This is a genomic window from Haloterrigena sp. H1 (assembly GCF_005938085.1).
Lineage (GTDB): Archaea > Halobacteriota > Halobacteria > Halobacteriales > Natrialbaceae > Natrinema.
Window position 1 is genome coordinate 2,784,888 of the sequence record NZ_SMZK01000001.1, and the last position, 21,209, is coordinate 2,806,096.

General features: G+C 65.9%; 17 protein-coding genes. 8 read left to right on the top strand and 9 right to left on the bottom strand.

Annotation, left to right across the window (positions count from 1 at the left end):
- Window positions 1-151 precede the first annotated feature (151 nt).
- The 4 genes from E2L06_RS13935 to E2L06_RS13950 all read right to left on the bottom strand — a co-directional run bounded on the left by E2L06_RS13935 (window position 152) and on the right by E2L06_RS13950 (window position 8,806).
- Complete coding sequence (locus tag E2L06_RS13935) at window positions 152-3,856, bottom strand: UvrD-helicase domain-containing protein (protein ID WP_138782220.1); 3,705 nt, start codon at window positions 3,854-3,856, stop codon at window positions 152-154.
- Window positions 3,849-4,886 carry a PD-(D/E)XK nuclease family protein gene (locus tag E2L06_RS13940; RefSeq protein ID WP_138782221.1) on the bottom strand — a complete coding sequence of 346 codons (1,038 nt, stop codon included), beginning with the start codon at window positions 4,884-4,886 and terminating at the stop codon, window positions 3,849-3,851. The genes E2L06_RS13935 and E2L06_RS13940 overlap by 8 nt, the downstream gene beginning before the upstream one ends.
- Entirely contained in the window at window positions 4,879-7,092 is a 2,214-nt protein-coding gene (locus E2L06_RS13945) for a hypothetical protein (RefSeq protein WP_138782222.1), read from the bottom strand. The genes E2L06_RS13940 and E2L06_RS13945 overlap by 8 nt, the downstream gene beginning before the upstream one ends.
- A gap of 64 nt (window positions 7,093-7,156) precedes the next feature.
- The gene (locus tag E2L06_RS13950) at window positions 7,157-8,806 is read right to left on the bottom strand and encodes a thiamine pyrophosphate-binding protein (RefSeq protein WP_138782223.1); all 1,650 of its coding nucleotides are present in this window, start codon (window positions 8,804-8,806) and stop codon (window positions 7,157-7,159) included.
- 205 nt (window positions 8,807-9,011) lie between these two features.
- On the opposite strand from E2L06_RS13950, the gene E2L06_RS13955 reads away from it, so the two are divergent.
- Window positions 9,012-9,419, top strand: coding sequence for a CBS domain-containing protein (locus E2L06_RS13955; RefSeq protein ID WP_138782224.1), 408 nt, complete (start codon window positions 9,012-9,014; stop codon window positions 9,417-9,419).
- 65 nt (window positions 9,420-9,484) lie between these two features.
- Here E2L06_RS13955 and E2L06_RS13960 read toward each other — a convergent pair whose 3' ends face one another.
- The 4 genes from E2L06_RS13960 to E2L06_RS13975 form a co-directional block, all read right to left on the bottom strand.
- Window positions 9,485-9,829: a hypothetical protein gene (locus tag E2L06_RS13960; protein WP_138782225.1), complete on the bottom strand. Its 345-nt coding sequence runs from the start codon at window positions 9,827-9,829 to the stop codon at window positions 9,485-9,487.
- Between the two features lie 88 nt (window positions 9,830-9,917).
- Complete coding sequence (locus E2L06_RS13965) at window positions 9,918-10,331, bottom strand: hypothetical protein (protein ID WP_138782226.1); 414 nt, start codon at window positions 10,329-10,331, stop codon at window positions 9,918-9,920.
- Between the two features lie 65 nt (window positions 10,332-10,396).
- A complete protein-coding gene (gene uvrA, locus E2L06_RS13970; protein WP_138782227.1) occupies window positions 10,397-13,360 on the bottom strand; it encodes an excinuclease ABC subunit UvrA in 2,964 nt (987 codons plus the stop codon).
- A 136-nt stretch (window positions 13,361-13,496) separates the two neighbouring features.
- Window positions 13,497-14,147 carry a DUF1345 domain-containing protein gene (locus E2L06_RS13975; RefSeq protein WP_138782228.1) on the bottom strand — a complete coding sequence of 217 codons (651 nt, stop codon included), beginning with the start codon at window positions 14,145-14,147 and terminating at the stop codon, window positions 13,497-13,499.
- A gap of 172 nt (window positions 14,148-14,319) precedes the next feature.
- Here E2L06_RS13975 and E2L06_RS13980 point away from each other — a divergent pair, with 172 nt between their 5' ends.
- The 6 genes from E2L06_RS13980 (at window position 14,320) to E2L06_RS14000 (ending at window position 18,496) form a co-directional block, all read left to right on the top strand.
- Entirely contained in the window at window positions 14,320-14,817 is a 498-nt protein-coding gene (locus E2L06_RS13980; protein WP_138782229.1) for a hypothetical protein, read from the top strand.
- Window positions 14,818-14,883: 66 nt separating this feature from the next.
- Complete coding sequence (locus E2L06_RS13985; protein ID WP_138782230.1) at window positions 14,884-15,675, top strand: hypothetical protein; 792 nt, start codon at window positions 14,884-14,886, stop codon at window positions 15,673-15,675.
- Between the two features lie 153 nt (window positions 15,676-15,828).
- Window positions 15,829-15,978 carry a hypothetical protein gene (locus E2L06_RS21970; RefSeq protein ID WP_171052375.1) on the top strand — a complete coding sequence of 50 codons (150 nt, stop codon included), beginning with the start codon at window positions 15,829-15,831 and terminating at the stop codon, window positions 15,976-15,978.
- 4 nt (window positions 15,979-15,982) lie between these two features.
- Window positions 15,983-16,675 (top strand): triose-phosphate isomerase, encoded by a 693-nt coding sequence (locus E2L06_RS13990; RefSeq protein WP_138782231.1) that lies wholly within the window; start codon window positions 15,983-15,985, stop codon window positions 16,673-16,675.
- A gap of 93 nt (window positions 16,676-16,768) precedes the next feature.
- Window positions 16,769-17,185, top strand: a complete 417-nt coding sequence (locus tag E2L06_RS13995) for a universal stress protein (RefSeq protein ID WP_138782232.1) — start codon at window positions 16,769-16,771, stop codon at window positions 17,183-17,185.
- A 60-nt stretch (window positions 17,186-17,245) separates the two neighbouring features.
- Window positions 17,246-18,496, top strand: a complete 1,251-nt coding sequence (locus E2L06_RS14000; protein WP_138782233.1) for a digeranylgeranylglycerophospholipid reductase — start codon at window positions 17,246-17,248, stop codon at window positions 18,494-18,496.
- 24 nt (window positions 18,497-18,520) lie between these two features.
- On the opposite strand, the gene E2L06_RS14005 is transcribed toward E2L06_RS14000, so the two are convergent.
- Window positions 18,521-20,161 (bottom strand): TrkA family potassium uptake protein, encoded by a 1,641-nt coding sequence (locus E2L06_RS14005; protein ID WP_138782234.1) that lies wholly within the window; start codon window positions 20,159-20,161, stop codon window positions 18,521-18,523.
- Between the two features lie 192 nt (window positions 20,162-20,353).
- Here E2L06_RS14005 and E2L06_RS14010 point away from each other — a divergent pair, with 192 nt between their 5' ends.
- Window positions 20,354-21,151: a ZIP family metal transporter gene (locus E2L06_RS14010; protein ID WP_138782235.1), complete on the top strand. Its 798-nt coding sequence runs from the start codon at window positions 20,354-20,356 to the stop codon at window positions 21,149-21,151.
- Window positions 21,152-21,209 lie beyond the last annotated feature (58 nt).

The following is a 21,209-nucleotide window of genomic DNA, read 5'->3' on the forward strand; positions in this document are numbered from 1 at the left end:
CGCGGCCGGCCTGCGGTTGCACCGGGAACCCGTTACAGTAGACCGTATGAGTGGCGACCACAGCCAACCGTGACAGCAGTTCGTCTCTGCGCGTTGCGTCGGAGCGCCTGATTTCTACGAGGCATTACCCGACAGTCAGTCACCCCCTCGCCTACGGAGGTGACTCGTCCGGACCACAGCCAAGCGATCGGTGCGGACAGTGCCGGCAGTGTTCGCCTGCTGTCGTCTCCGCAAACGACGGCTCGTCGACCGCCTCGAGCGTCTCGACCACCGAGGTCCACGACGGGAGTGCCTCACGGTCGAACAAGTCGACACGAGGGTCATCGACATCGCCGACGTAGACGTAGCCGGCAGCCGAGACCGGTTCGTCGAACCGATCCGCACAGGCCCGCAGGTAGAGCGCGAGCTGGACGGCGTCGTGAGCGGCGATCCGTTCGGCGGTGGCCTTGTAGTCGAGGACCGCGAGCCCGCCGCCGGGAAGTCGCCGGACCGAGTCGACGTAGCCGACGACATCGCCAGTCACACCGGCGACGTCCTCGAGCGAGAAGGGTAACTCTGCAGCCAGGGGTACCCACTCGGCGACCGGTCGGTCGATGTCGGGTGCACTCGCTTCGAAGTAGCGGTCGATGCAGGCGAGGACGGCCTCGCGGTGGGCGAGCAAGTCGCGCGCGGTGAGCTGTCGGACGGCAGCCTCGCGCCACGCCTCGCGGGTGCGATACTCGCGGTGGAAGGCCTCCTCGGCGATGTCGTGGAAGACAGTACCGACGATTCGCGACGCCGGGTCGTCGGTCGCCGCGACCGTTCCACCGTTCGTCTCGGTCGCCTCGTTACCGGGTGCTGACGCGGCGACCGGATCGTCGATCGCCCCGACGACGTGATCCAGATAGTGTTTCCGTGGACAGGTCTCGTGAGTGTCTATCGCGGAGTAGCTGTGACGCATCGCGACTGGCAGCTCGGTCGCAGCGCCGAGCGTCTCGACCGGGAAACGGACGGTATCGGTCGTCAGCGCGGAGAGCTGGCGGCTGCCGGGGACCCGTATAGCCGGCCTCAAACCGGCCTCGTCGTCGCTCCCGGCCGCGAGACGACCGTGGCTCGCCGCGTCGGCCGCCGGCAGCAACTGGCCGTCCCGAAGCAACCGCCCCAGCCGGTGGACGGTCTCGATCGCCTCCCGTGTCTCGAGGGGTTCGACAGGCCGATCGCCGTAGTCGGCGTAGTAAGTGATCCTCCCCGGGCTCTCGTCGGCCGAGGCGGCGATCTCGTCGGTTCGATCGACGACGGTCTCGGGATAGATATCCCGTACCCGTTCGAAGCTCTCGGTCAGCGACGACCACAGATCCATCCGCTGGCCGGTTACCGACCACTCGATGTCGCTCGCCAAACAGGCCTCGGCGGTCGACGCCGCGAGTTCGGTTTCGTCGCCGTCGTAGGCATACTCCGAGCCGAACAGGAACAGGTGCTCTGCAGCGCGCGTGAGCGCGACGTGAAGCACTCGCCACTCCTCGCCGACGCGCTCGGTGGCGAGATCGGCATGCAGGGGGGAGTCGACGGCGTCGTCGAGTGTCGCTGCCAGCAGCCGGTCCTGGGATCGCTCGACGTAATCGCCGTCGACACACCACTCCTCGTCGGAAAGATAGGGAACGAGGACCGTGTCGAACTCGAGGCCCTTGGCCTGATGGACCGTCATCACGTCGACGCTGTCGGCGGATCTGGTCCCGCGAGTGCGGTCGCTGCCGCCGCCACGGAGAGTCTCCGCGAGCGCGTCGACGAACGCGGTCGACAACGACTGCACGACGCCGTCAGTGTCGTAGGCCTCGACGAACCGCTCGATGCGGTCGAACTCGGCCCGCTCCTCGCTCGTACAGAACCACTCGATTCGGGTCAGCTCCCGGAATCGGCGCAGAAAGCCCGCCAGCGGGTAGACATCCCGGAACCGCTCGAGTCGCTCGAGGTGGTCGCGAACCCGCTCGAGCCGCTCGGGCTGCGTGAGCCGCTCGGCGTCGATAGCCATCACGGCGTCGTGCAGCGATCCCGCCTGTCCGTGCAGCGTCGCGAGATCGTCTTCCGTGAACCGGTATCGGGCGAGCAACACACGCCGGAGATGGGTGTCGGCCTCGGGCTCGACGAGGACCCGGAGATACGACAGCACCGTCTCGAGTCCGGGCGAGATCTCACCGCGAGGCGAGCCGGAGATTTCGTAGGGGATTCGTCGTTCCCGGAGCGCGTCCGCGACCGCCTGTGCGTGGCGGTTCGTCCGGACGATGACCGCGATATCGCCCAGCTCGCGCTGGGGGACGTTCGCGGCCGCGCCGTTTAACAGCCGCGAGACCGTCGTCGCGACCCCATCGGCCGTCGATCCCGGGAGCGCGTCGCTTTCGACTTTGACGACGCGGTCCGGCGGATCGGCCTCGTCGTAGGTCCCAAGCGTTCGACCCTCTTCGCGGAGCGTCTTCGAGGACTGCGGGCCGTAATCACAGGCATTGGTTAGATCGAGGATCTCCTGTCGCGAACGAAAGTTGAGTTCGAGTTCGATCGCCTCGTGGTCGGCGGCAGCGTCGGCCAGCCGATCGAGTCCCTCGCGGTCGGTGCCACGCCAGCCGTAGATCGCCTGGTCCTTGTCGCCGATCGCGAGCAAGTTCGGCCGATCGGGGCCGTCCGTGAGTTCAGTGAGCAGGGAAAACTGCGTCTCGTCGGTATCCTGAAACTCGTCGCAGTAGACCTGCGTCCACTGGCTGGTGATCTCGTCGGCAATCGCGCTGTCATCGAGCAACGCGGTCGCCGTCCGCACCAGTTCGTCGAAGTCGAGCGCCCCTTCGGCGTCAAGAGTGCCGTGGTAATCCGCGTAGACATCGGCGTAGTGGCGTGCCAGCCGGAGGAACTCGACGTAGTGTTTCAGCCGCCCGAAGGGAGTCTGCTCGAGCCGGCTCGTGGCCGTCCCTCGGATCTGGTTGCCGAACAGCGCCCGTGGCAGGTGTTTCGTGGTCGGCTCGTCCAGTGAGAGCGTCTCGATCGTGTTCGTCACACACCGCTGGAGGGTCCGGAGATAGTGATCGACATCCCGAACCAGGTCGTCCTCGCGGAAGGCGGCCGGCGCTTCCGCGATCTGCTCTCGGCAGTAGGAGACGAGCTTGCCGTAGTCGATCAGCGACTCACGGGCCTGCTCGACGTGTTCCTCCCGGTTGAAGTAGCGCAGCGCCTCGTTATCGAACGAGAGCGTTTCGTCGGCTCTGCGCTCGAGCCAGAGGACGAACTCGTTGCACAACTCGAGGGTCCGCACCGGCGGCAACCCCGCCTGCAGTTCGTCAGGGGTGACGTTCTCCCGACTCATCGCCCCGATGAACTGGTCGACCGCAGCCGTGAGATCGGTTGCCGAGCCGTCGTATCGCGATGGGGCCGCGAACTCGTAGTCAGTATCGGCGAGCAGGCGGCCGACGAGCCGCCGGCGTTTGCGCTCGGTAACGACCTCGAAGTCGGGGGAGTGACCGAGATAGTAAGCGTACTCGCGGACGAGCCGGTAACAGAAGGAGTGGTAGGTATAGACGTCGATCGCCGCAGCAGCCTCAGGGTCGAGACGGTCGGCGACTGCCTCGCGGATGCTCGCGGCGGCCTCGTTCGCGAAGGTCAACACGAGGACATCGTCGGGATCGACCTCGCCCCGCTCGATGGCGCGTTCGATCCGAACGAGCATCGTCGTCGTTTTCCCGGTGCCGGCACCGGCGTCGACGGAGGTACAGGCCGCACGGCTGTCGATAACCGCCTCCTGGTTGCCCTTCGGTTCGATCTCGTCGGTGGGGACGAACGCGTCGCGGTCCCGGCCGGCGTCGCGGTTGGGTCGCCCCGATCCCGGTCGCTCACCCATCGAAGCGCACCTCCGCTGCGATGTGGTCCTGACAGCACACCGTATACTCACAGTCGGGACAGGCGTGCTCCGCAATCCGGTCCCACCGATCGGTGGGATCGAACGAGTGCGACCGCAGCGCCGCAGTGACCGCCGCCAACCGACTGTCGACTGTCTCGTTCCGGTGATCGTGGGTCATGCCGAACGTGTGGTGGTCGACGTAGACCTCGGTCAGGTCGGCGACTTCGAGGCTCGTCTCGACCGTGTCCCGAACCCAGTTGACTGTCAGTCCCGACCGATCAGCCAGCGGGATCTGGAGGTAGCAACAGGTCCGATCCCCGAGTTCGAGTCGGTCACGGAGCGTTCGAAGGCCGTCGAGGACGACGGCGGTCTCGAGGAGCGCACCGACGGGGCCTGGCTCGAACGCGTTCGACTCGGGGTCGAAATGGTCGGTAAAGAGGGTCGCGACGTCGCCTTCCCAGTCCGACCGATAGCGCAGGGGGCCAAGCGACCCGAGCGTCGGAACGAAGCGAACGCCGACGAGCGACGAGCCGTCGCCGGTGACGTAATCGACCGTCGCACCGATCGTCACCGCGTCCGCGTCATCTGCTACGGTCGCTTCTGGAAGCGAAACCGTACTCGAGAGCGGCAGGTCCGGGCCGATCAGTTCGCCGTGGGCTGTGTCGGCCCCCAGTTGTGCGAGTCCCGCGGCGTGATCCGTCCCGACACGCTCCACGTAGGCGGCGAGCGTCGCCTCGAGGGCCCGCCGTTCGTGGCGACGCTGGGTGTGGGAGTGAAAGTGCTCGTCGTAGTCGGCCCAGTACGTCGCAAGCCGGTCGCGGGCGACGTCATCGAGTCGCTCACGGTCTGTCGCCCCGCTTCGGAGCGCATCACAGATCGCGCCCCGCAAGAGGGCGATCCGGTCGTCGACCGTGTCGTCGTCGCTGCCCTCGAGGTCGTGGACGGAGGCGAGTTCGTACCGGCGGGGACAATGCAGATAGGTCCGGAGCCCGTCGACGGTGAGCTCGTCGGTTCCTAGCTCGTCACTCATCGCGGACCACCTCACCCGCGGCGAACTCGAACTGTGAGCGGATCGCGTTGGCGAGTTCGTCGTCGATCGCGTCGTCCTCGAGAACGACCGCGATCTCCTCGAACAGCGCTTCGGTCTCGTCGAGGGTGGCCTCGCCGCCGGTACTGGCCTCTCGGAGGACGCGCTCGAGTTCGTCCCGCGGCTGGGCGAGCAGCGCCTCGATGGCGTTCGTCTCGCCGTGGATCGTCGCGTCGGCGTGGGCGTCGATGCTCTCGAGGGCGAGCCCGGGCGTCGCATCGATCAGGTGCAGGTAACGCGACTCGTCGTAACTTCGGCGAAGGCCGCCGGCGCCACGTTCGTAGGAACAACAGTAGAGCGCGCGCTCGGCCGCGCGAGCACCGAGCGCGAGCCGGCGGCGAGAGCGCTGGGCGTGATAGGTCTCGAACGGCTCGCCGATGTCGGCGGTAGCGACCGTCGCGAACGTGTCAGAAACGTCTTCGGGGGACGGATCTGTGACTGCGGGGTAGGCAGACATCTCCCGGAGCCACGCCGTCGGAAACAGCTGGGTGAGAAACTGCTCGCCCGGATAGGTCTCGTCGATCAGATCCAGCAGGAAGACCGCCGTTCGCGAGTCGTATTTCAGGTCATCGACGGTACAGACGGTGACACCGCCGGTCGGCGGCCGCGTCTCGACCGCGTGGACGTAGGGCGCGTCGTACCGGATCGTTCGCCGGAGCATCCGGCGCAGCCCTTGCCAGTCCGGTCCGACGAGGTCGGTCTCCTCGACGAAGTCGGCGATCTCGAGCACGCGACGGACGCCCTCGTACTGTTCGCGGGCGTCGACCCACTCTTCCTCGCGTGCGATTCGGCCCTTCAGGTCGGTGCGGCGGATCCAGCGCTCGAGCGAGCGCCGGACGCTCGCACCGGCGGTGTCCGCGAGCAGGTCGGGCGAGAAATCGGGGACGCGAGCCCGAAGGCGGTCAAGCGAGACGGCTCGTGGATCGGTCGCGTCCTGTGTCGCAGTGTCCCCGAGTCGCTCGAGGGCGTCGCCGTCGCGCTCCCGTTCGCACTGGCACGTGACGACAGCGTAAAGTTCGTTCACGGCGGGGTCCTCGGCCAGCGACGGAGTCCCAATCGTGGCGGTCGGGACGCCGGCGTCGCGGAGTCGCCGTCTGATCTCGGGGACCCGTTCGATCCGCGGGACGGCGACGGCGAATTCGTCGTAGGACCAGCCGTGGCGGTCGCGCAGCGACTGGATCTCAGTGGCGACCGCCCGGGCCTGTTCGCGGGCGGTTCCGGTCCGAATGCGTCGTGCGCGTCCCACTTGGTCGGCGTCCGCGCGCTCCAGCGGCTCGCCGGTCGCCAAAAACCGCGCGATCGGCTGGTGTGGCGGTCTGTCGTCCGTTGTGCACACTGTCTTGGGCTCGACCGTGAGCCCCGCGTCGGCCGCGATCTCGTCGATCGAACCGGGTTCGACGCGCGTCCGCTCGACGCTGGCATGGCGTTCGCCCAGACAGACCAGGTCGGCATCGCGCGTGAGTGCGGCGAGATACCGGCGGTCGAGTCGACGATACTCCTCGAACTCGACGGCGAGGACGGCGTCGAACGAGGCGGTAACGCGCGTCCGAAGGCCGTCGGCGTCGGCCTCGAGCAAGTCGACTGCTCGCGGGACCACGTCGGCCCGCTCGACGTAGCCCCGATCGTCGAGTTCCGCGTGGAACCGGTCGTTCATCGCGTACAGAAAGGCCAGACAGTCGTGGGGGTCCTCGAGATCGTCGAGCCGAATCCGCTGGCGAGTCGCCGCGAGCAGCAGTTGCCCCACGTCACGCGTGAAACTCTCGTGGTCGGCCGCCCGCTCGAGGTAGTCCGGAACTGCGCGGCTCGCCCCGTCGATCACCAGCGAGATGAGTTCGATCCGTTCCTCGTACTCGAGGCGGTCGAGCGTCGGATCGTACTCCTCGATGGTTTTCGAGGCGTGTTCCGGTAGCGACTCGAGGCGAGGCGAGCGGGGACCGCTGCCTGCTCGCTCGTAGTCGGCATCGGCCAGCGCCTCGGTCAGCGAGTCGAGTCCCGCCGGGTGTCGTTTCAAGACTAACACGTTGCGGGGGCCGTACTCGTCGGCGAGCGCGGCGTACTCCGCGGCAACGGCCGCACAGACGTCGCGACCCGGTGCAGGCGCGTGGAGGAGCTTGCAGGTTCCCTCGAGGGTGGGCGGCGATGGAGCCATCGATCGTACGTCAGCGAGTATGCTCGATTTCCTATTTAAATGTGGGCACACTCGAGTACTGGTGCTAGTCACGCATCCAGTCGCTTGCCTGTGGCTCACGGGGGTCCGTCGGCACCGCGAGCACCACTGGTTCGTCGGCGTCGATCGCGGCTGCGAGACGCGACCGGATCTCGGCTGGCGTCGCCGCGCGCTCGGCGCGCAGCCCGAGGCTTTCGGCGAGGGTCACGAAGTCGATCGGTGCGTCCGCCCAGCCGTACTCGCCCGTCTCGAGGTCGTAGTTGCGGTCGGCGTCGTCGCTGATGATCGCGTAATCCTCGTTGACGAAGACGACGACCGTCAGCGGGACGTCCTCGGTGACAACCGTGTGGAGTTCGTGGACACACATCATGAGCCCGCCGTCGCCGGTGAGGACGACCACGTCGTCGTCGGGGTGAGCGAGTTGTGCGCCGATGCCCGACGGCAGGCCGGTTCCCATCGTGGCCCACGACCCCGGATTGACGTACGAGCGCGGGCCCGCCGCCTCGAAGGTATTCAACCCCCAGACGCGAAAGCCGCCGGCATCGACCGCGACGATCGCTTCCCGTGGCACCGCCTCGCGGACGGCCTCGAGCGCGCTGACAGACGTGAGCGGCGCCGATTCCGTCCGCAGATCCGCCAGGCGGTCGCTGGTCGCCCCCCGAACCGCACTCGCACGCTCGACGGCATCACTGTCATCGGCCGCAACCGCACGGTCGTCGAGGGCCGACTCGAGGGCCGACAGCGCCGCGGCGGAGTCGGCGACGATGCCGACGGTCGGCTCGTAGCCGGTGCCGAGGTCGGCGGGCTCGAGCGTGACGTGGACCAGCGCGTCCGGAAGATCGACCGACCAGGCACGGGTGGCGACCGCGTCGAAGTCGGTGCCGACGGCCAGCGCCGCGTCGGCGTCCGCAAGACACGCGAACAGTTCGGGAGCGCTACTGCCCGCGAGCGTTCCGGCGACGTAGCCGCCGGACCCGTCCGGAAGCACCCCTTTGCCCTTGTAGGTGGTGACGACGGGCGCACCGAGACGATCGGCGACGCGGCGCAGTTCCTCGCTCGCCCCGGCGGCGCGGATGCCCCCGCCGGCGACGATCACCGGCTCGGCGGCGGCAGCCAGCGTGTCGGCGGCAGCCGCGATATCGCGGTCGGCAACGCCCGTGATAGACTCGCGGCTGTACGTCCCCGGCGTCGCGAGGGGAACGTCCATCGTCAGGAAATTCTTCGGCACCCCGACCCTGACCGGGCCTTTCGGTGGCGTCTCGGCGGCCGCGATAGCTTCCTCGAGGACGACGGCCGCGCTTTCAGGGCGCTCGACGAGGACGTTGTCCTTGACGACGGTGTCGTAGGTCTCCGGCGGCGTCTCGTGGATGCCGTCGCCGCCGCGGATCTCGGGGTCGGTCTCGACTGCGATGTGGATCAGCGGGGTGCAGTCGTTGAGCGCGTTCTTCAGCCCGTTCATGGCGTTCATATCGCCCGGGCCGGGAACGACGGCCGTCGCCGCGGGCCGCCCGCTGGTTTCCGCGTATCCCCACGCCTGATGGGTGACGGCCGTTTCGTGGCGGGCCATGACGAATCGGATGGCGTCCCGCGTCTCGATCGCCTCGTTCAGCGGCAGCGTCTGTGCGCCAGGAACACCGAACACGGTATCGATCCCGTTGTCGACCAGTCGCTCGATGACTCCGCGGCTGACGTCCATACGGTCTGTCCATCGACGGGACACTTATTCCCGCTGCCGGGCCGGACGCTACGAGCGGTCGAACCCCCGTCCAGCGGGTCCCACTCCCGACACGACCGGGACCGACGCGTGCCGACAGTCCGGGGTAACATCACGTGTCCGTCACGCCGGTTCTGCGTGAGCCGCCCCAACAATCATTATAATAGGGGAGAAAGTACTGTTCAGCATGGAAGATATTTTCGTCGCTCGAGTCATGTCCACATCCCTACACACGGTCTCGCCGGACGCGCTCGTCGAGGACGCTGCCCAAGAAATGCTCACCAACGGAATCGGGTCGGTCATGGTCGTCGACGATGAGAACCGTCTCGAAGGGATCCTGACGACGACGGACTTCGTCGAGATCGTCGCCGAACAGAAGCCGAAAGATCAGACGCCGGTCTCGAAGTACATGACCACCGATGTCGTCACGACCACGGCCCAGGAGAGTATCCGCGACGTGGCGGACGTCATGGTCGAACACGGCTTCCACCACACGCCCGTCGTCGACGAAGACGAGGGCGTGATCGGGATGGTCACGACGTCGGATCTGGCCGGCTACATCTCGCACGTCCAGTCGCCCAGCCCCACCGAATAAGCACGGGCGATCGGATCGCCACGCCGTTTTGGTCGACAACTCACCTGTCCTGAGCGCGACGCCAGTCAGTCGTCGGCGTCGTCGTCTTCGGTCATCCAGCGTACCGTCTCGTCGAGGTACTCCCGGAACGTGCGGGCCTCCGCTGGCGTCAACGCGATGTCGGCGTGGCCCGTCCCGTGGTCGCCGACCATCGCGTCGATGCTCACGATTACGCGGTGGTCCGTCTCCGACTCCGGACGTACCGAGACGTCAGCACGGTCAGGGTAGTCACGCGGCGGCCCGATCTCGAGGTCGGTCTCTCCGCGTGTCACGCCGATCTCGACGCGTTCGGATAACTCGAGGTCGAACGAGTCCGTCCGTTTGTCCTCGATCTGCACCGGCTCGTCGTCACTGCTGTTATCGTCTGCCATAGCTGGTAATTGATCAGCAACGGCCTTGGCTGTACTGCCGACCGCGTGTGTCGGGGCGACTCGAGTGACTGAGTCGGGCCCCGAGCGGTCACTCGACGGCGAACATCGCATCATCGAGCTGCCAGCCACCACGCCAGCACTCGAGGGCAAACCAGGCGAGGTACCCGAGTACGAAAATCGTAATCAGACCAGTGAGCAGCCACATCGTGCTCCCGACCGCGAACTGGCGCAGCCTCGAGAGCCCGAACGCACTCGAACCGATTGCGAGGATACCGATACCGACCGCGGCAACGCGGGGCCAGCCGAGGGTTCGACCGCCAATGGTGAGCCGCTCTCGGCGGCCGGCCAGCAGCAACGACAGTCCGACGGCAGCGAGCCAGCCAGCCAGTAGCAGCGTCGTCGGCTTCGTTCCACCACCGATGGCAAAGAGGCCGGCCAGCAACAGCGCTGCACCGCCACCGCCGGCGAACCCGCGGCGAACGACGGCCTTCAGTCCAGTCATCTGCCAGCGGGTTGGTCGGGTTCGCAGTTAGCCGTTCTGATACGCTCGATCCTTACGACAGGCGATCAATCGTCGTCCATCGGTGCCGTCACGGGGTCGACGCGCTCGCCGCGCGGTCCCTCGAGATCGACCTTCGGCAGGAGATCGCGCAGGTAGCGGCCGGTGTGGGAGTCCTCGCGGCGCGCGACGTCCTCCGGCGTGCCGGTGGCGACGACCTCGCCGCCGTGCTCGCCGCCCTCGGGACCGAGGTCGATGATGTGGTCGGCGTTCTTGACGAGGTCGAGTTCGTGTTCGATGACGACGACGGTGTTACCGTTGTCGGTTAGCCGGTGGAGCACGTCGATGAGTTTGCGCTCGTCGGCTGAGTGCAGGCCCGTGGTGGGCTCGTCGAGCAGGTAGAGCGTCTCGCCCGAATCTTTCTTGCCCAGTTCCTCGGCGAGTTTGATCCGCTGGGCCTCGCCGCCCGAGAGCGTCGTCGAGGGCTGGCCAAGTTTCATGTAATCGAGGCCGACGTCCTTGAGCAATTGGAGCCGGCGGCGGATCTGGCTCGAGGACTCGAAGAAGTCGTAGGCCTCCTCGACCGACATCTCGAGGACGTCAGCGATGGTCTTGCCCTTGTAGGTGACGTCGAGCGTGGCGTCGTTGTAGCGTGCGCCGTCACACTCCTCGCAGGGGACGTACACGTCCGACAGGAAGTTCATGTCGATTTTGACAGTGCCTTGCCCACCACACTCCTCACAGCGACCACCCTTGACGTTAAACGAGAAGCGACCCTTCTCGTAGCCGCGCTGTTTCGAGAGTTTGGTCTCGGCGAACAGTTCGCGCACGTAGTCGAAGACGTTGGTGTATGTCGCGGGGTTCGACCGGGGCGTGCGGCCGATCGGCGACTGATCGATCAGCCGGACGGTTTCGATCTCCGTGAGACCCTCGAGGGCGTCGTGGTCGCCCGGGATCACGCTCGTGTTGTCGTTCATTTCCCGAGCGAGTCCCTTGTAGAGCACCTCGTGCATGAGGGTGGACTTCCCGGAGCCGGAGACGCCGGTGATGGCGGTGAAACAGCTGAGCGGGATGTCGACATCCAGATCGGACAGGTTATGCTGGCGCGCGCCGCGGATCGTCAACGTCCCGTCGGACTCGCGGCGCTCATCGGGAACGGGGATCTGTTTGCGCCCGGAGAGGTAATCGCCAGTGATCGATTCCTCGGTCGCTTTGACCTCCTCGACGGGGCCGTTGGCGACGACCTCGCCGCCGCGCTTGCCGGGGCCGGGCCCCATGTCGATGACGTTGTCCGCGCGGCGCATCGTCTCCTCGTCGTGTTCGACGACCAGCAGGGTGTTTCCGAGGTCGCGCAGTTCCTCGAGCGTATCGAGCAGTCGGTCGTTGTCACGCTGGTGGAGCCCGATCGAGGGCTCGTCGAGCACGTACAGCACGCCGACCAGCCCGGAGCCGATCTGGGTCGCGAGCCGAATGCGCTGGCTCTCACCGCCCGACAGCGTCGCGGCCTCGCGGTCCAGCGTGAGGTACTCGAGGCCGACCTCGGTCATGAAACCGAGTCGCGCGCGGATTTCCTTCAGGATCTCTTCGGCGATCACCTTCTCGCGCTCGGTGAGGTCGGCCTCCATCGCTTCGAAGTGCGCCAAGGCGTCGCCGATGCTCATCGCGTTGATCTCGGTGATCGACGTGTCGTCGACCAGCACTGCTCGCGAGGCGGGTTTGAGACGGGTTCCGTCGCAGGCCGGACACTCCGTGACCGACATGTAGTCCTCGATGTGTTCGCGCGTCGAGTCCGAATCGGTCTCGAGGTAGCGACGGTCGAGGTTCGGAATAACACCCTCGAAGCGCTTTTTCTTCCGTCGGGTGCCGTTTTTCGTCTGCCGCTTGAACAGCACCTGCTCGTCGGTGCCGTAGAGAAACGCCTGCTGAATCTCGCCGTCGATGTCCTCGAACGGCGTCTCGAGTGAAACGTCGAAGTGTGCGGCGACGGCGTCGAGTCGGGTCCGGTAGTACGACCGGTTGTAGCTCCACGGCTCGAAGACGTGTTTCAGGGGCTTGGACTCGTCCTGAATGACGAGGTCCTCGTCGACTTCCTTGGTCTCGCCTAGTCCCTCACACTCGGGACAGGCACCGTGGGGCGAATTAAAGGAGAACGAGCGGGTCTCGATCTCTGGTACGTCGATCCCGCAGTGGGTACACGCGAGATCCTTCGAGAACTCGACGACGAAGCGGTCGTCTTCCTCGACCTCGTCACCGAGCGCACCCGTCCGGCGGGCTTCCTTGCCGAGGTCAGCGGCGACCTCTTCTGAGGCATCGGGAAGGATGACCTTCAGCACGCCATCGGCCTCGTCGAGCGCCGTCTCGACGCTGTCGACGATCCGCGGGCGGTCCTCGACCGAGACTTTCACACGGTCGACGATCACGTCGATGGTGTGATCGAAGTTCTCGTCCAGATCGGGGTCATCGAGCGTCAGATCGTGTTCCTCGCCGTCGATCTCGACGCGGGCGTATCCTTCTGAGACGAGTTCCGCGAAGAGGTCCTCGAAGGCCCCCTTCTGGTCGCGGACCACGGGTGCCGCGAGTTTGGCTTTGGTTCCGTCGGGGAGCTCGAGGATGCGCTCGACCATGTTCTGGGCGCTCTGCTCGCCGACCTCGCGGCCACACTCCGGACAGTGGGGCGTGCCAACGCGAGCGTACAGCAGCCGCAGGTAGTCGTGCAGTTCCGTGACCGTCCCGACGGTCGAGCGAGGGTTGTTCGCGGCGTTTTTCTGATCGATCGAGATCGCCGGCGAGAGACCCTCGACGGTCTCGACCTGGGGTTTGTCCATCTGGCCCAGGAAGTTCCGCGCGTAGGCCGAGAGGCTCTCGATGTACCGGCGCTGGCCTTCGGCGTAGACCGTCTCGAACGCCAGCGAGGACTTGCCCGACCCAGAGAGGCCGGTGACGACGGTGAACTCCTCACGCGGGATCGTCACGTCGATGTCCTTGAGGTTGTGTTCCTCCGCCCCGCGAACGTCGATGGTGTCCTTGCTCATCGTTCGCTCACGATCGTAGACTGTCTGTCGTGTCGATACGGTTCCAGATTCATTGTATCCGAATCAGTGGCCGGACGGACTTAACGAGTCTGAAAGGCAAATAGCGTAATCAGTGTTGACAAACAGCATTCGGATGTCAGCTGTCGGCCGTCTGCTGGGACGGCTCCGACTCGGACGGCTCGCCGGCTCGACCCTGCCACCACTGCCCGACGATCGCACCGGTCGCGAGGGCGACGACGAAGACGGCGACGGCGAGATTGAGCAACGGCACCAGATACAGGACCTGAACGACGAGTGCCCCGACGACCAGCGCGAGCCACGGGTTCGGCTCCGGCTCGTCACGGAGTCGACGGAGCACGACCAGGCCGGCCACGATCATTCCGATCGTGTTGATGACGGTCAGTCCGACCGAGACGCCGATCCCCACGAGCGTCGGGACAGACTCGAGGGCTGCAGGCGCGCCGGCGTCGACGAGCAGCGCCACCACGGCCCCCATGGCGGCGAACGCGACGAACCCGCCGACGAGTACGCCCAGCCCGATTACACCCGCACTCACGGGGTCGTCGCGGAGTCGCGTCTCGATCGACCGCACATACGAGCGGTCGACGGTCAGGACGGTCGCGCCGATGACGAGCGTGACGGCGACGTAGACGCCGAACGCGAGCGCTAGGTCTTCAGGCGTCGTGGGGTTCGCGAGGGTATCTCTGAGACCGCGCTGTGCGGCGGCTGGTATGGGAACGAGCGCCAGCAGCGCGACCGCTCCCGCAAGCGCGTAGCGATAGTTCATACGCACATCTCACGAGAGCCCGTTCCTAATACTGGCGGATACCAGCCCATGACGGCCCGATCGCACGCGAGCCGCGATCGACACCCAGGTTGGCCACCCGACAGTTCAACAGACATGGCCTGCGCTTGCGGCCGGACCAAAGTGACTTCGGCCGGCAGTCCCAAGGAAGCCTATGAGCGACGACGCCGCGGACACACTCGCGGTCGACGAGTTCGTCGAGTACTGTCGGACACAGGCCGGCTTACTCTCGGGCCGCGTCGAGCGAATGGGCGAGGAAGCTGACGAGCTTTTAGACGAGATCGATCAGGAGATGGCCGAACTCCGATCGCGCCTCGAGGCACTGCCCGACGAAGTTCCCGGGACCGAAACGCCGTCGACCGCAGAGATCCCAGCCACGAGCGAACGCGACGTCGCTGCGATCGAGCAGCGACAGGAGACGCTCGAGGAGAAGCAACTCCTCGTCGAGGCGAAACAGGCCCGAATGCAGGCCTTTCAGGAGTTAGCAGCCGATTACACTGATCTCGCAGAAGACCTTGCGGCGGAAGCGGGAGACGGACAGGACGCGCTGACTCGGGTCATCGAGTTCGAGGCCGATGCCGACGCGCCGGCGTACTTCGACGAACGGCAGACGATGCTCGAAGCGGCAGCTGCGTCGACGGATACCGAGTAAGCGGACTTCCCGACCGGCTGCAACAGGGACGTATACTTATACTGGCCCGGCGGCCACGCTCCACCTATGGTGTTCGCTCCGAGTTCGTCGATCACGTTCGATGCCAGTGATCCGGCCACGACGGTCGCGATCGGACGGCTGTTCGCGTACCTCGCGATGGGCGTTGCAGCAGTCGTCTTGCTCTATTATGCGCACATCTATCTCCGCGAGGTCCTCGCGATCGAGGCGACGACCGAGCAGTGGTACCTGCTGGTCGGGATCGGCGCGGCGATCGTCTACGCCGTCGCCGGCGTCGCCTCGATACTGCTCGAGCCCGTCTGGATCGGCCGGTTCGTCGACGGTGCGGTCCTCTTTTTCATCCTCTTTCTCGCGCTGTCGATCCGCGCGGTGTACTACGACCAGCCGGCCGCGAGCGATCGCTCCCCGTTGCTGCCCGCGTGGGCCGATTTCGTCGTCATCGGCAGCTTCGTCGCCGCCTGGTGGGGAGCGTTCCTGATCGAGACCTCCGCGACGCGGCTGGTCATCGCGGTCGGCTGGGTCGTCACCTCCGCGTGGGCGGTCCTCTACGGCGTCCGGGCCGTCCGCGTCCACGAGGGGACGACCTTCGCCGCGCTGACCCGCCACCTGCTGCCGGCGATCGTCTGTGTCACCGCCGTCGTCTTCGCCGATCTGGTGACCGGCGTCCTCTCCGGCTACGACGCACTCGCCGATGCCATCTGGCTCGTCGGAACGACGCTCGTCGCCGCGTTCCTCTTCAATACCGCCGTGGCGATCCGTCAGCAGGGCGGCGAACTCGAGCGCCTCTACGACTGGACGACCTGGCGCGAACAGTCGTTCGAGGACGGCTCGCTCGAGTAGGGGAGCGGTGGCGTCCGGCGACCGACGTCCGCCACAGTAGCTTCCTGCCTGCTTGCATATGCAACCCGCCAACAGCTATGCGTGTGGCCCTCGTCTATTTGGCGACGGGCATCGATACGTTGACCGACGCGGATACACCGCGGCCGACAATCCATGACACAGACACTCGAGATCAGCGACGACCTGATGGATCGACTCGAAAGCCACTGCGAGGAGGATGAGTCTCCCGAAGAACTCATCGAGGAACTGGTCTCGGTGTACGAGACCGAAGGCACGTTCCTGCAGGAAGGGTACTCCGAATAGACGGATGGGGATCGCAGCCCCCGTTTTCCTCGTCAACTACAAGACCTACGCGGGGACGACCGGCGACGACGCGCTCGCGTTCGCGAAGACGATCGAGCGGGTCCGCGACGAGACCGGGAGGCGATTTGCCGTCTCGCCCCAGCCGACCGACCTCCGACTCGTCGCCGAGCGGACGGCCCTGCCGATCGTCGCACAGGCAGGGGTCCCACGAGCCGACGGTGGGATGGGTGACGTCACCCTCGAGGCGGTGGCGGCCGCCGGGGCCGACGCGGTGTTCGTCTCCCACCCGGAGAGCGAGGCCGCCTTTACAGCCGTCGCCCGCGCCGTCGACCGCTGTGAGGAGCTGGGTCTCGAGTCGATCGTCGCCGTCGAGAGCCTGCCGACGGCCCGGATGGCGCTGGCTGCCGACCCCGACTGGCTGCTGTTCGAACGGCCGGCCGATATTGCCACCGACGAGGGGATGATCCGAACGCATCCCGAGCGCATCGAGGCGTTCGTCGAAACGGTTGCAAACGAGGCCACCGAGACGCGGACGTTCGTCGGCGGCGGTGTCCGGACCGCCGAAGATGTCTCCCGCGCGTTCGACTGCGGCGTCGACGCGACCGGGGCGGCCTCCGCGGCCGTCGAGGCCGACGACCGCGAGGCGTGGCTGCGGTCGATCGCGACCGCCATTCCAACGGGCGACGACCGTCGCTGACCGCTTCCGTTTACCACCACGCGCGTGCTGGAGTCGTTACAGGTCGGCTGTGAATGGCTGACACTCAAGTAACTGGTCCTCGTACGTATCAGTATGCACTTACTGGTCGCCCTCGAGGACTCGGAGCCGGGGTGGGCGGCACTCGAGTTCGCGTGTGCGGAACACGCCGACGACGACATCACGGTCCTCCACGCCATCGATCCGACGAACAGTAGCTACGGCGAAGTCGCACACCTCGGCCCGACGGAACTGCTCGAGCACAGGCGCGAGGACGCACAGGAACTGCTCGCCGATGCCGAAGCCAGGGCAGCGAACGAGGGGTGTTCGATCGAGACGGCGGTAGCCGTCGGCCAGCCGGCGGATGCCATCGTCGACTACACGGCGGACAACGAGATCGATCTGATCGTCGTGGGCAGCCACGGACGATCCGGCGTCTCGCGGGTATTGCTCGGCAGCGTCGCGGAACGAATCGCGCGACAAGCTCCCGTGCCGGTGACGATCGTGCGGTAGCCGTCACACGGCCGACTGTAACTGGACAAACTCATTAGGGACCACCACAGTCCCGATTACATGAACGATCGCTACGACGTAGTCATCGCCGGTGCCGGTCCCGCCGGTGCGCAGTGTGCCCGTGATCTCGTCGCCCGAGGGTACGACGTCGTCGTCCTCGAGACCGAATCCGAATCGGAGTTCCCCCGCCAGAGCAACAAGTCGACTGCGGGAACCTTCCACTCCATGATGGCCTCGTTCGGGATTCCCGACGACGTGGTGATGCAATATACCGACAGCGTCGTCCTCGAGTCCCCGCGAGAACACTACGTCCGCGACCAGACCGGTGCGGTACTGGAATTCGCGGAGTTCAAACGCTTCCTCGTCGAGGATAGCCACGAGAAGGGAGCCGAGTACCGGTTCGACGCCCGCGTCACTGGGCCGATCATGGAAAACGGTGAGATCGTCGGCGTCACCTACAACGGCGACGAGGAGGTCTACGGCGAGATCGTCATCGACGCGACGGGACCGGCCGCGCCCCTCGCAAAGCAACTCGGCGTCGTCGATCTCAAACGCGAAAACCACGCCATCGGGATCGAATACGAGTTCGAAGGGATCGATATCGACCGCCCCGGCTTTGCAGACCTCCACGATGCGATGATGCTACGGCTCGATCACAATATCGCCCCCGGCGGCTACTCCTGGATCTTCCACACTGGAGAGGACACCGCCAAGGTCGGCCTCTGTTACATCCAGAACGGCAGCCACCAGCGGTATGGTCGTGACAGCTTTAGCATCGACGACTATCTGAACCACTGGCTCGAGACCGATCCGCGGTTCCGGGACGCCGAGCGGATCGAAGGCAAACAGCACCGCGGATCGGCCCACATCCAGGCACCAGACCAGTTGCACACCGATCGGTTCATGGCGATCGGCGATACCGTCCCCTCGATCGATCCGCTGTGGGGCGAGGGAATCCACACGGGGATGCAGTCCGGTCGTGCGGCCGCCGCCACCGCCGACAGTTGTCTCAAACACGACGGCGTCGAGCCGACCGCCGAGAACCTCGCCGTGTACGAAACGCTCTGGCACCGCGACGTCGCGCCCAACGCGAACAAGCGGCTCCTGATGACCCAACTGCTCTATCTCGCCTCCAACGAACGCTACGATCAGCTCATGCGGGACCTCCAGCGTCTCGACAACGACACGCTGGCCGAGGCGAACAAGGGCGATATCCGCTCTATCGTGCGCCTGTTCGACACGGACGACGTACCCTTGCTCGCCCGGTTCGCGAAACAGCAGTTGAATTTCGATCTCGGCGACCTCCTGTAGACTGTCGGCGCTGTTGCGTCGCGTTCACGCGAGAAACTGCGCTTCGAACGATCGAACGCTGTCGTCCGTCCCCGCGAGGATCACTTCGTCGTCGGCGTCGAAGACGAACGACGCCGGATCGAAGTCCGTGATCGTCTCATCGTCTCTCCGCACGGCGAGGACGGTACAGCCGGTCTGGGTCCGAACGGCCGCGTTGACGGCCGTCCGGCCCGCCAGCCGGCCCACGGGTAGTTTGACGACGTCGATCTGTCTGTCGACGGCAAGCACTTCCTCGTCCTCGAAGACGGTCGAGGCGAGCATCCGGCCGCTGACCGTCGCCAGCGACTGAACGTAGTCGGCACCGGCACGGTACAGCTTCCGAACGTTCTCCGTATCGTTCGCTCTGACGACGATCGTGACCGACGGGTTCAGATCCCGGACGACGAGCGTTGTAAAGATCGCGGTCGTATCGTCGTCGAGGGTCACGATTACCGTCGACGCGTCGTCGATCCCCGCCTCGCGGACCGTCGTCGGATCGCGAGCGTCGCCGACCACGTCGACCCCCTCCATCTCGAGGGTGTCGAGAACGGTCACGTTCGTGTTCGTTTCCGCGAGTGCAGCACCCGCTGCCGCCCCGGACTCGCCATAGCCGGCAATGACGGCGCGCTTGACTGCAAACGGCAGAACCGTCGACGTCGCTTCCGCCCGGAGTTCGTCGATTCGCTCGGGTTCCCCCGCGACGAGCAATCGCGTCTCGGTGTCGAGTTCCCGGTCGTTCGGGATCGGACTCTCGAACGTCCCGCCGAACCACGCCCCGATCCCGTCCACGCCGAACTGTTCTCGAAGCCGAATCTCGCCGGCAGTCCGTCCGGCCAGCTCGCTCCCCTCGGCGATCGACAGCTCGACCAGTTCCAGATCGTTCCCGATCTCGATCCCTTCGTCGACCGTGGTCGTCACGGCCGTCGGCACCCGGTGTGCGAGACTCTCGCCGAGCATCTGGCGAGGCGAGAGGACTTCGTCCGCGCCGGCGATCCGATGGTACTCGCCGAGGCGCTGCTCTTCGACCAGCGTCACGATCCGTACGTCAGGGCTGGCTTCGCGCGCCGAGAGGACGATACTCGCGTTCGTGTCGTCGGCCGAATCGGCCACGACCGCCGTCGCCCGCTCGATGCCTGCGTTCTCGAGCACCGCCGTCGACTCCGGATCGCCGTGAACGACCCGGTGGTCGGCCTCGTGGAGTTCCGTCGCCGTCTCCTCGTCGGGTTCGACGACGACGTATTCCCGCCCTCGGGACTCGAGTTCCTCGATGAACGCCTCGCCACGGGGCGTGTACTCACAGATGATGACGTGGTTCGCGGCGTCGGGCGCGGTCGTCGGCGCCGTCGTCTCGAGCGTGCTTCGCAACCACGGGACGGCGAAGATGTCGACTCCGGTGAGGATCAGCCCGATCCCGGTGAGCTGGAGTACGATCACCAGCAGGTTCATCTGGAGCGTGTCCCACCCCGCGTCCTCTCCGTAGCCGGTCGTCGTGTACGTCTGGAAGACGACCTCGAGCGACCGGTAGAGCGGTTGTGGACGGTTCTCCAGAGTCGCCATCCCGTAGTTGTAGAGCAACGTGGCGATGATGGTGGTCACGGCTACCAGCAGGATGTAGTAGCCGGTTCGACGTGAGCGCCACAGAGACATACACGACCAATTCGGCGGCTGGCTGTTGATACTGTCGGACAACGCGAGGTGGAAATCGCCCGCTCATCGGTTGCCGGCGGGAACCAGCCATGGCACGCGGGGCAACCCATTCGGAGTCGAACCCAGCGAAACACCACGAAGTCACCGCCGCCATCGTCGCTAATTTATACAGCGGAGCGAATACTTCGGTAGATGGTACTGCTGGAGAACCTCATGCTCGTCTTCGTCGCCGGCTTCATCACGGCGCTGGCGACCGGGCTCGGCGCGATCCCTTTTTTCTTTTTCGACGACATCGGCGACCGCTACAACGTGGTCCTCTGGGGGCTGTCCTCGGGCATCATGCTCTCGGCGTCGACGTTCGGGCTCATCGATGAGGGACTGGCCGAAGGGACGGCCCTCGAGATCGGCATCGGCATGGTCGCCGGCGTCGCGCTGGTCGTCGTCGCCCACGACGTCCTGATGGACGCCGAGATCGACCCACGACAGTACGAGGAAGCCGACTTCAAGAAACTCGTGCTCATCCTCGGGGTGTTGACCGTCCACAGCTTCCCCGAAGGCATCGCCGTCGGTGTCTCCTTTGCCGACCTCGGGCTCGAGGGCGGGGCCGAGCTCCTCGGCTTTACCGTGCCGCTTCTGGCAGTGTTCATGACGATCGCGATCTCGATCCACAACATCCCGGAGGGAACGGCGATCTCGATCCCGCTGCGGTCGATGAACGTCTCCGAGTGGAAGATGGTCTGGTGGGCCGTCTTCTCGAGTCTCCCTCAGCCGCTCGGGGCCGTCATCGCGTTCGGGTTCGTCAGCTACGCTCGCGATGTCCTGCCCTACGGCTTCGGCTTCGCCGCCGGCGCGATGATCTACCTCGTCCTCACGGAGTTCGTCCCCGAAGCGCTCGATATCGGTAAGCGCCTCCCCAGCGGCGGCAAGCCCGAACTCGCCGGCGGCATCGTTGCCGGAATCCTCGTCATGGTGCCGCTGGCGTTTATTTGAGCGTCTACACGCGCTAGAACGAATCGAGCCATCTGACAGTCACCCGTTCCGGCAGGAA

What these genes read in the sequence shown, in the direction of transcription:
- E2L06_RS13935 (WP_138782220.1), bottom strand. Translation starts at nt 3,856, where the DNA reads ATGGGTGAGCGACCGGGATCGGGGCGACCCAACCGCGACGCCGGCCGG.
- E2L06_RS13940 (WP_138782221.1), bottom strand. Translation starts at nt 4,886, where the DNA reads ATGAGTGACGAGCTAGGAACCGACGAGCTCACCGTCGACGGGCTCCGG.
- E2L06_RS13945 (WP_138782222.1), bottom strand. Translation starts at nt 7,092, where the DNA reads ATGGCTCCATCGCCGCCCACCCTCGAGGGAACCTGCAAGCTCCTCCAC.
- E2L06_RS13950 (WP_138782223.1), bottom strand. Translation starts at nt 8,806, where the DNA reads ATGGACGTCAGCCGCGGAGTCATCGAGCGACTGGTCGACAACGGGATC.
- E2L06_RS13955 (WP_138782224.1), top strand. Translation starts at nt 9,012, where the DNA reads ATGGAAGATATTTTCGTCGCTCGAGTCATGTCCACATCCCTACACACG.
- E2L06_RS13960 (WP_138782225.1), bottom strand. Translation starts at nt 9,829, where the DNA reads ATGGCAGACGATAACAGCAGTGACGACGAGCCGGTGCAGATCGAGGAC.
- E2L06_RS13965 (WP_138782226.1), bottom strand. Translation starts at nt 10,331, where the DNA reads ATGACTGGACTGAAGGCCGTCGTTCGCCGCGGGTTCGCCGGCGGTGGC.
- uvrA (WP_138782227.1), bottom strand. Translation starts at nt 13,360, where the DNA reads ATGAGCAAGGACACCATCGACGTTCGCGGGGCGGAGGAACACAACCTC.
- E2L06_RS13975 (WP_138782228.1), bottom strand. Translation starts at nt 14,147, where the DNA reads ATGAACTATCGCTACGCGCTTGCGGGAGCGGTCGCGCTGCTGGCGCTC.
- E2L06_RS13980 (WP_138782229.1), top strand. Translation starts at nt 14,320, where the DNA reads ATGAGCGACGACGCCGCGGACACACTCGCGGTCGACGAGTTCGTCGAG.
- E2L06_RS13985 (WP_138782230.1), top strand. Translation starts at nt 14,884, where the DNA reads ATGGTGTTCGCTCCGAGTTCGTCGATCACGTTCGATGCCAGTGATCCG.
- E2L06_RS21970 (WP_171052375.1), top strand. Translation starts at nt 15,829, where the DNA reads ATGACACAGACACTCGAGATCAGCGACGACCTGATGGATCGACTCGAA.
- E2L06_RS13990 (WP_138782231.1), top strand. Translation starts at nt 15,983, where the DNA reads ATGGGGATCGCAGCCCCCGTTTTCCTCGTCAACTACAAGACCTACGCG.
- E2L06_RS13995 (WP_138782232.1), top strand. Translation starts at nt 16,769, where the DNA reads ATGCACTTACTGGTCGCCCTCGAGGACTCGGAGCCGGGGTGGGCGGCA.
- E2L06_RS14000 (WP_138782233.1), top strand. Translation starts at nt 17,246, where the DNA reads ATGAACGATCGCTACGACGTAGTCATCGCCGGTGCCGGTCCCGCCGGT.
- E2L06_RS14005 (WP_138782234.1), bottom strand. Translation starts at nt 20,161, where the DNA reads ATGTCTCTGTGGCGCTCACGTCGAACCGGCTACTACATCCTGCTGGTA.
- E2L06_RS14010 (WP_138782235.1), top strand. Translation starts at nt 20,354, where the DNA reads ATGGTACTGCTGGAGAACCTCATGCTCGTCTTCGTCGCCGGCTTCATC.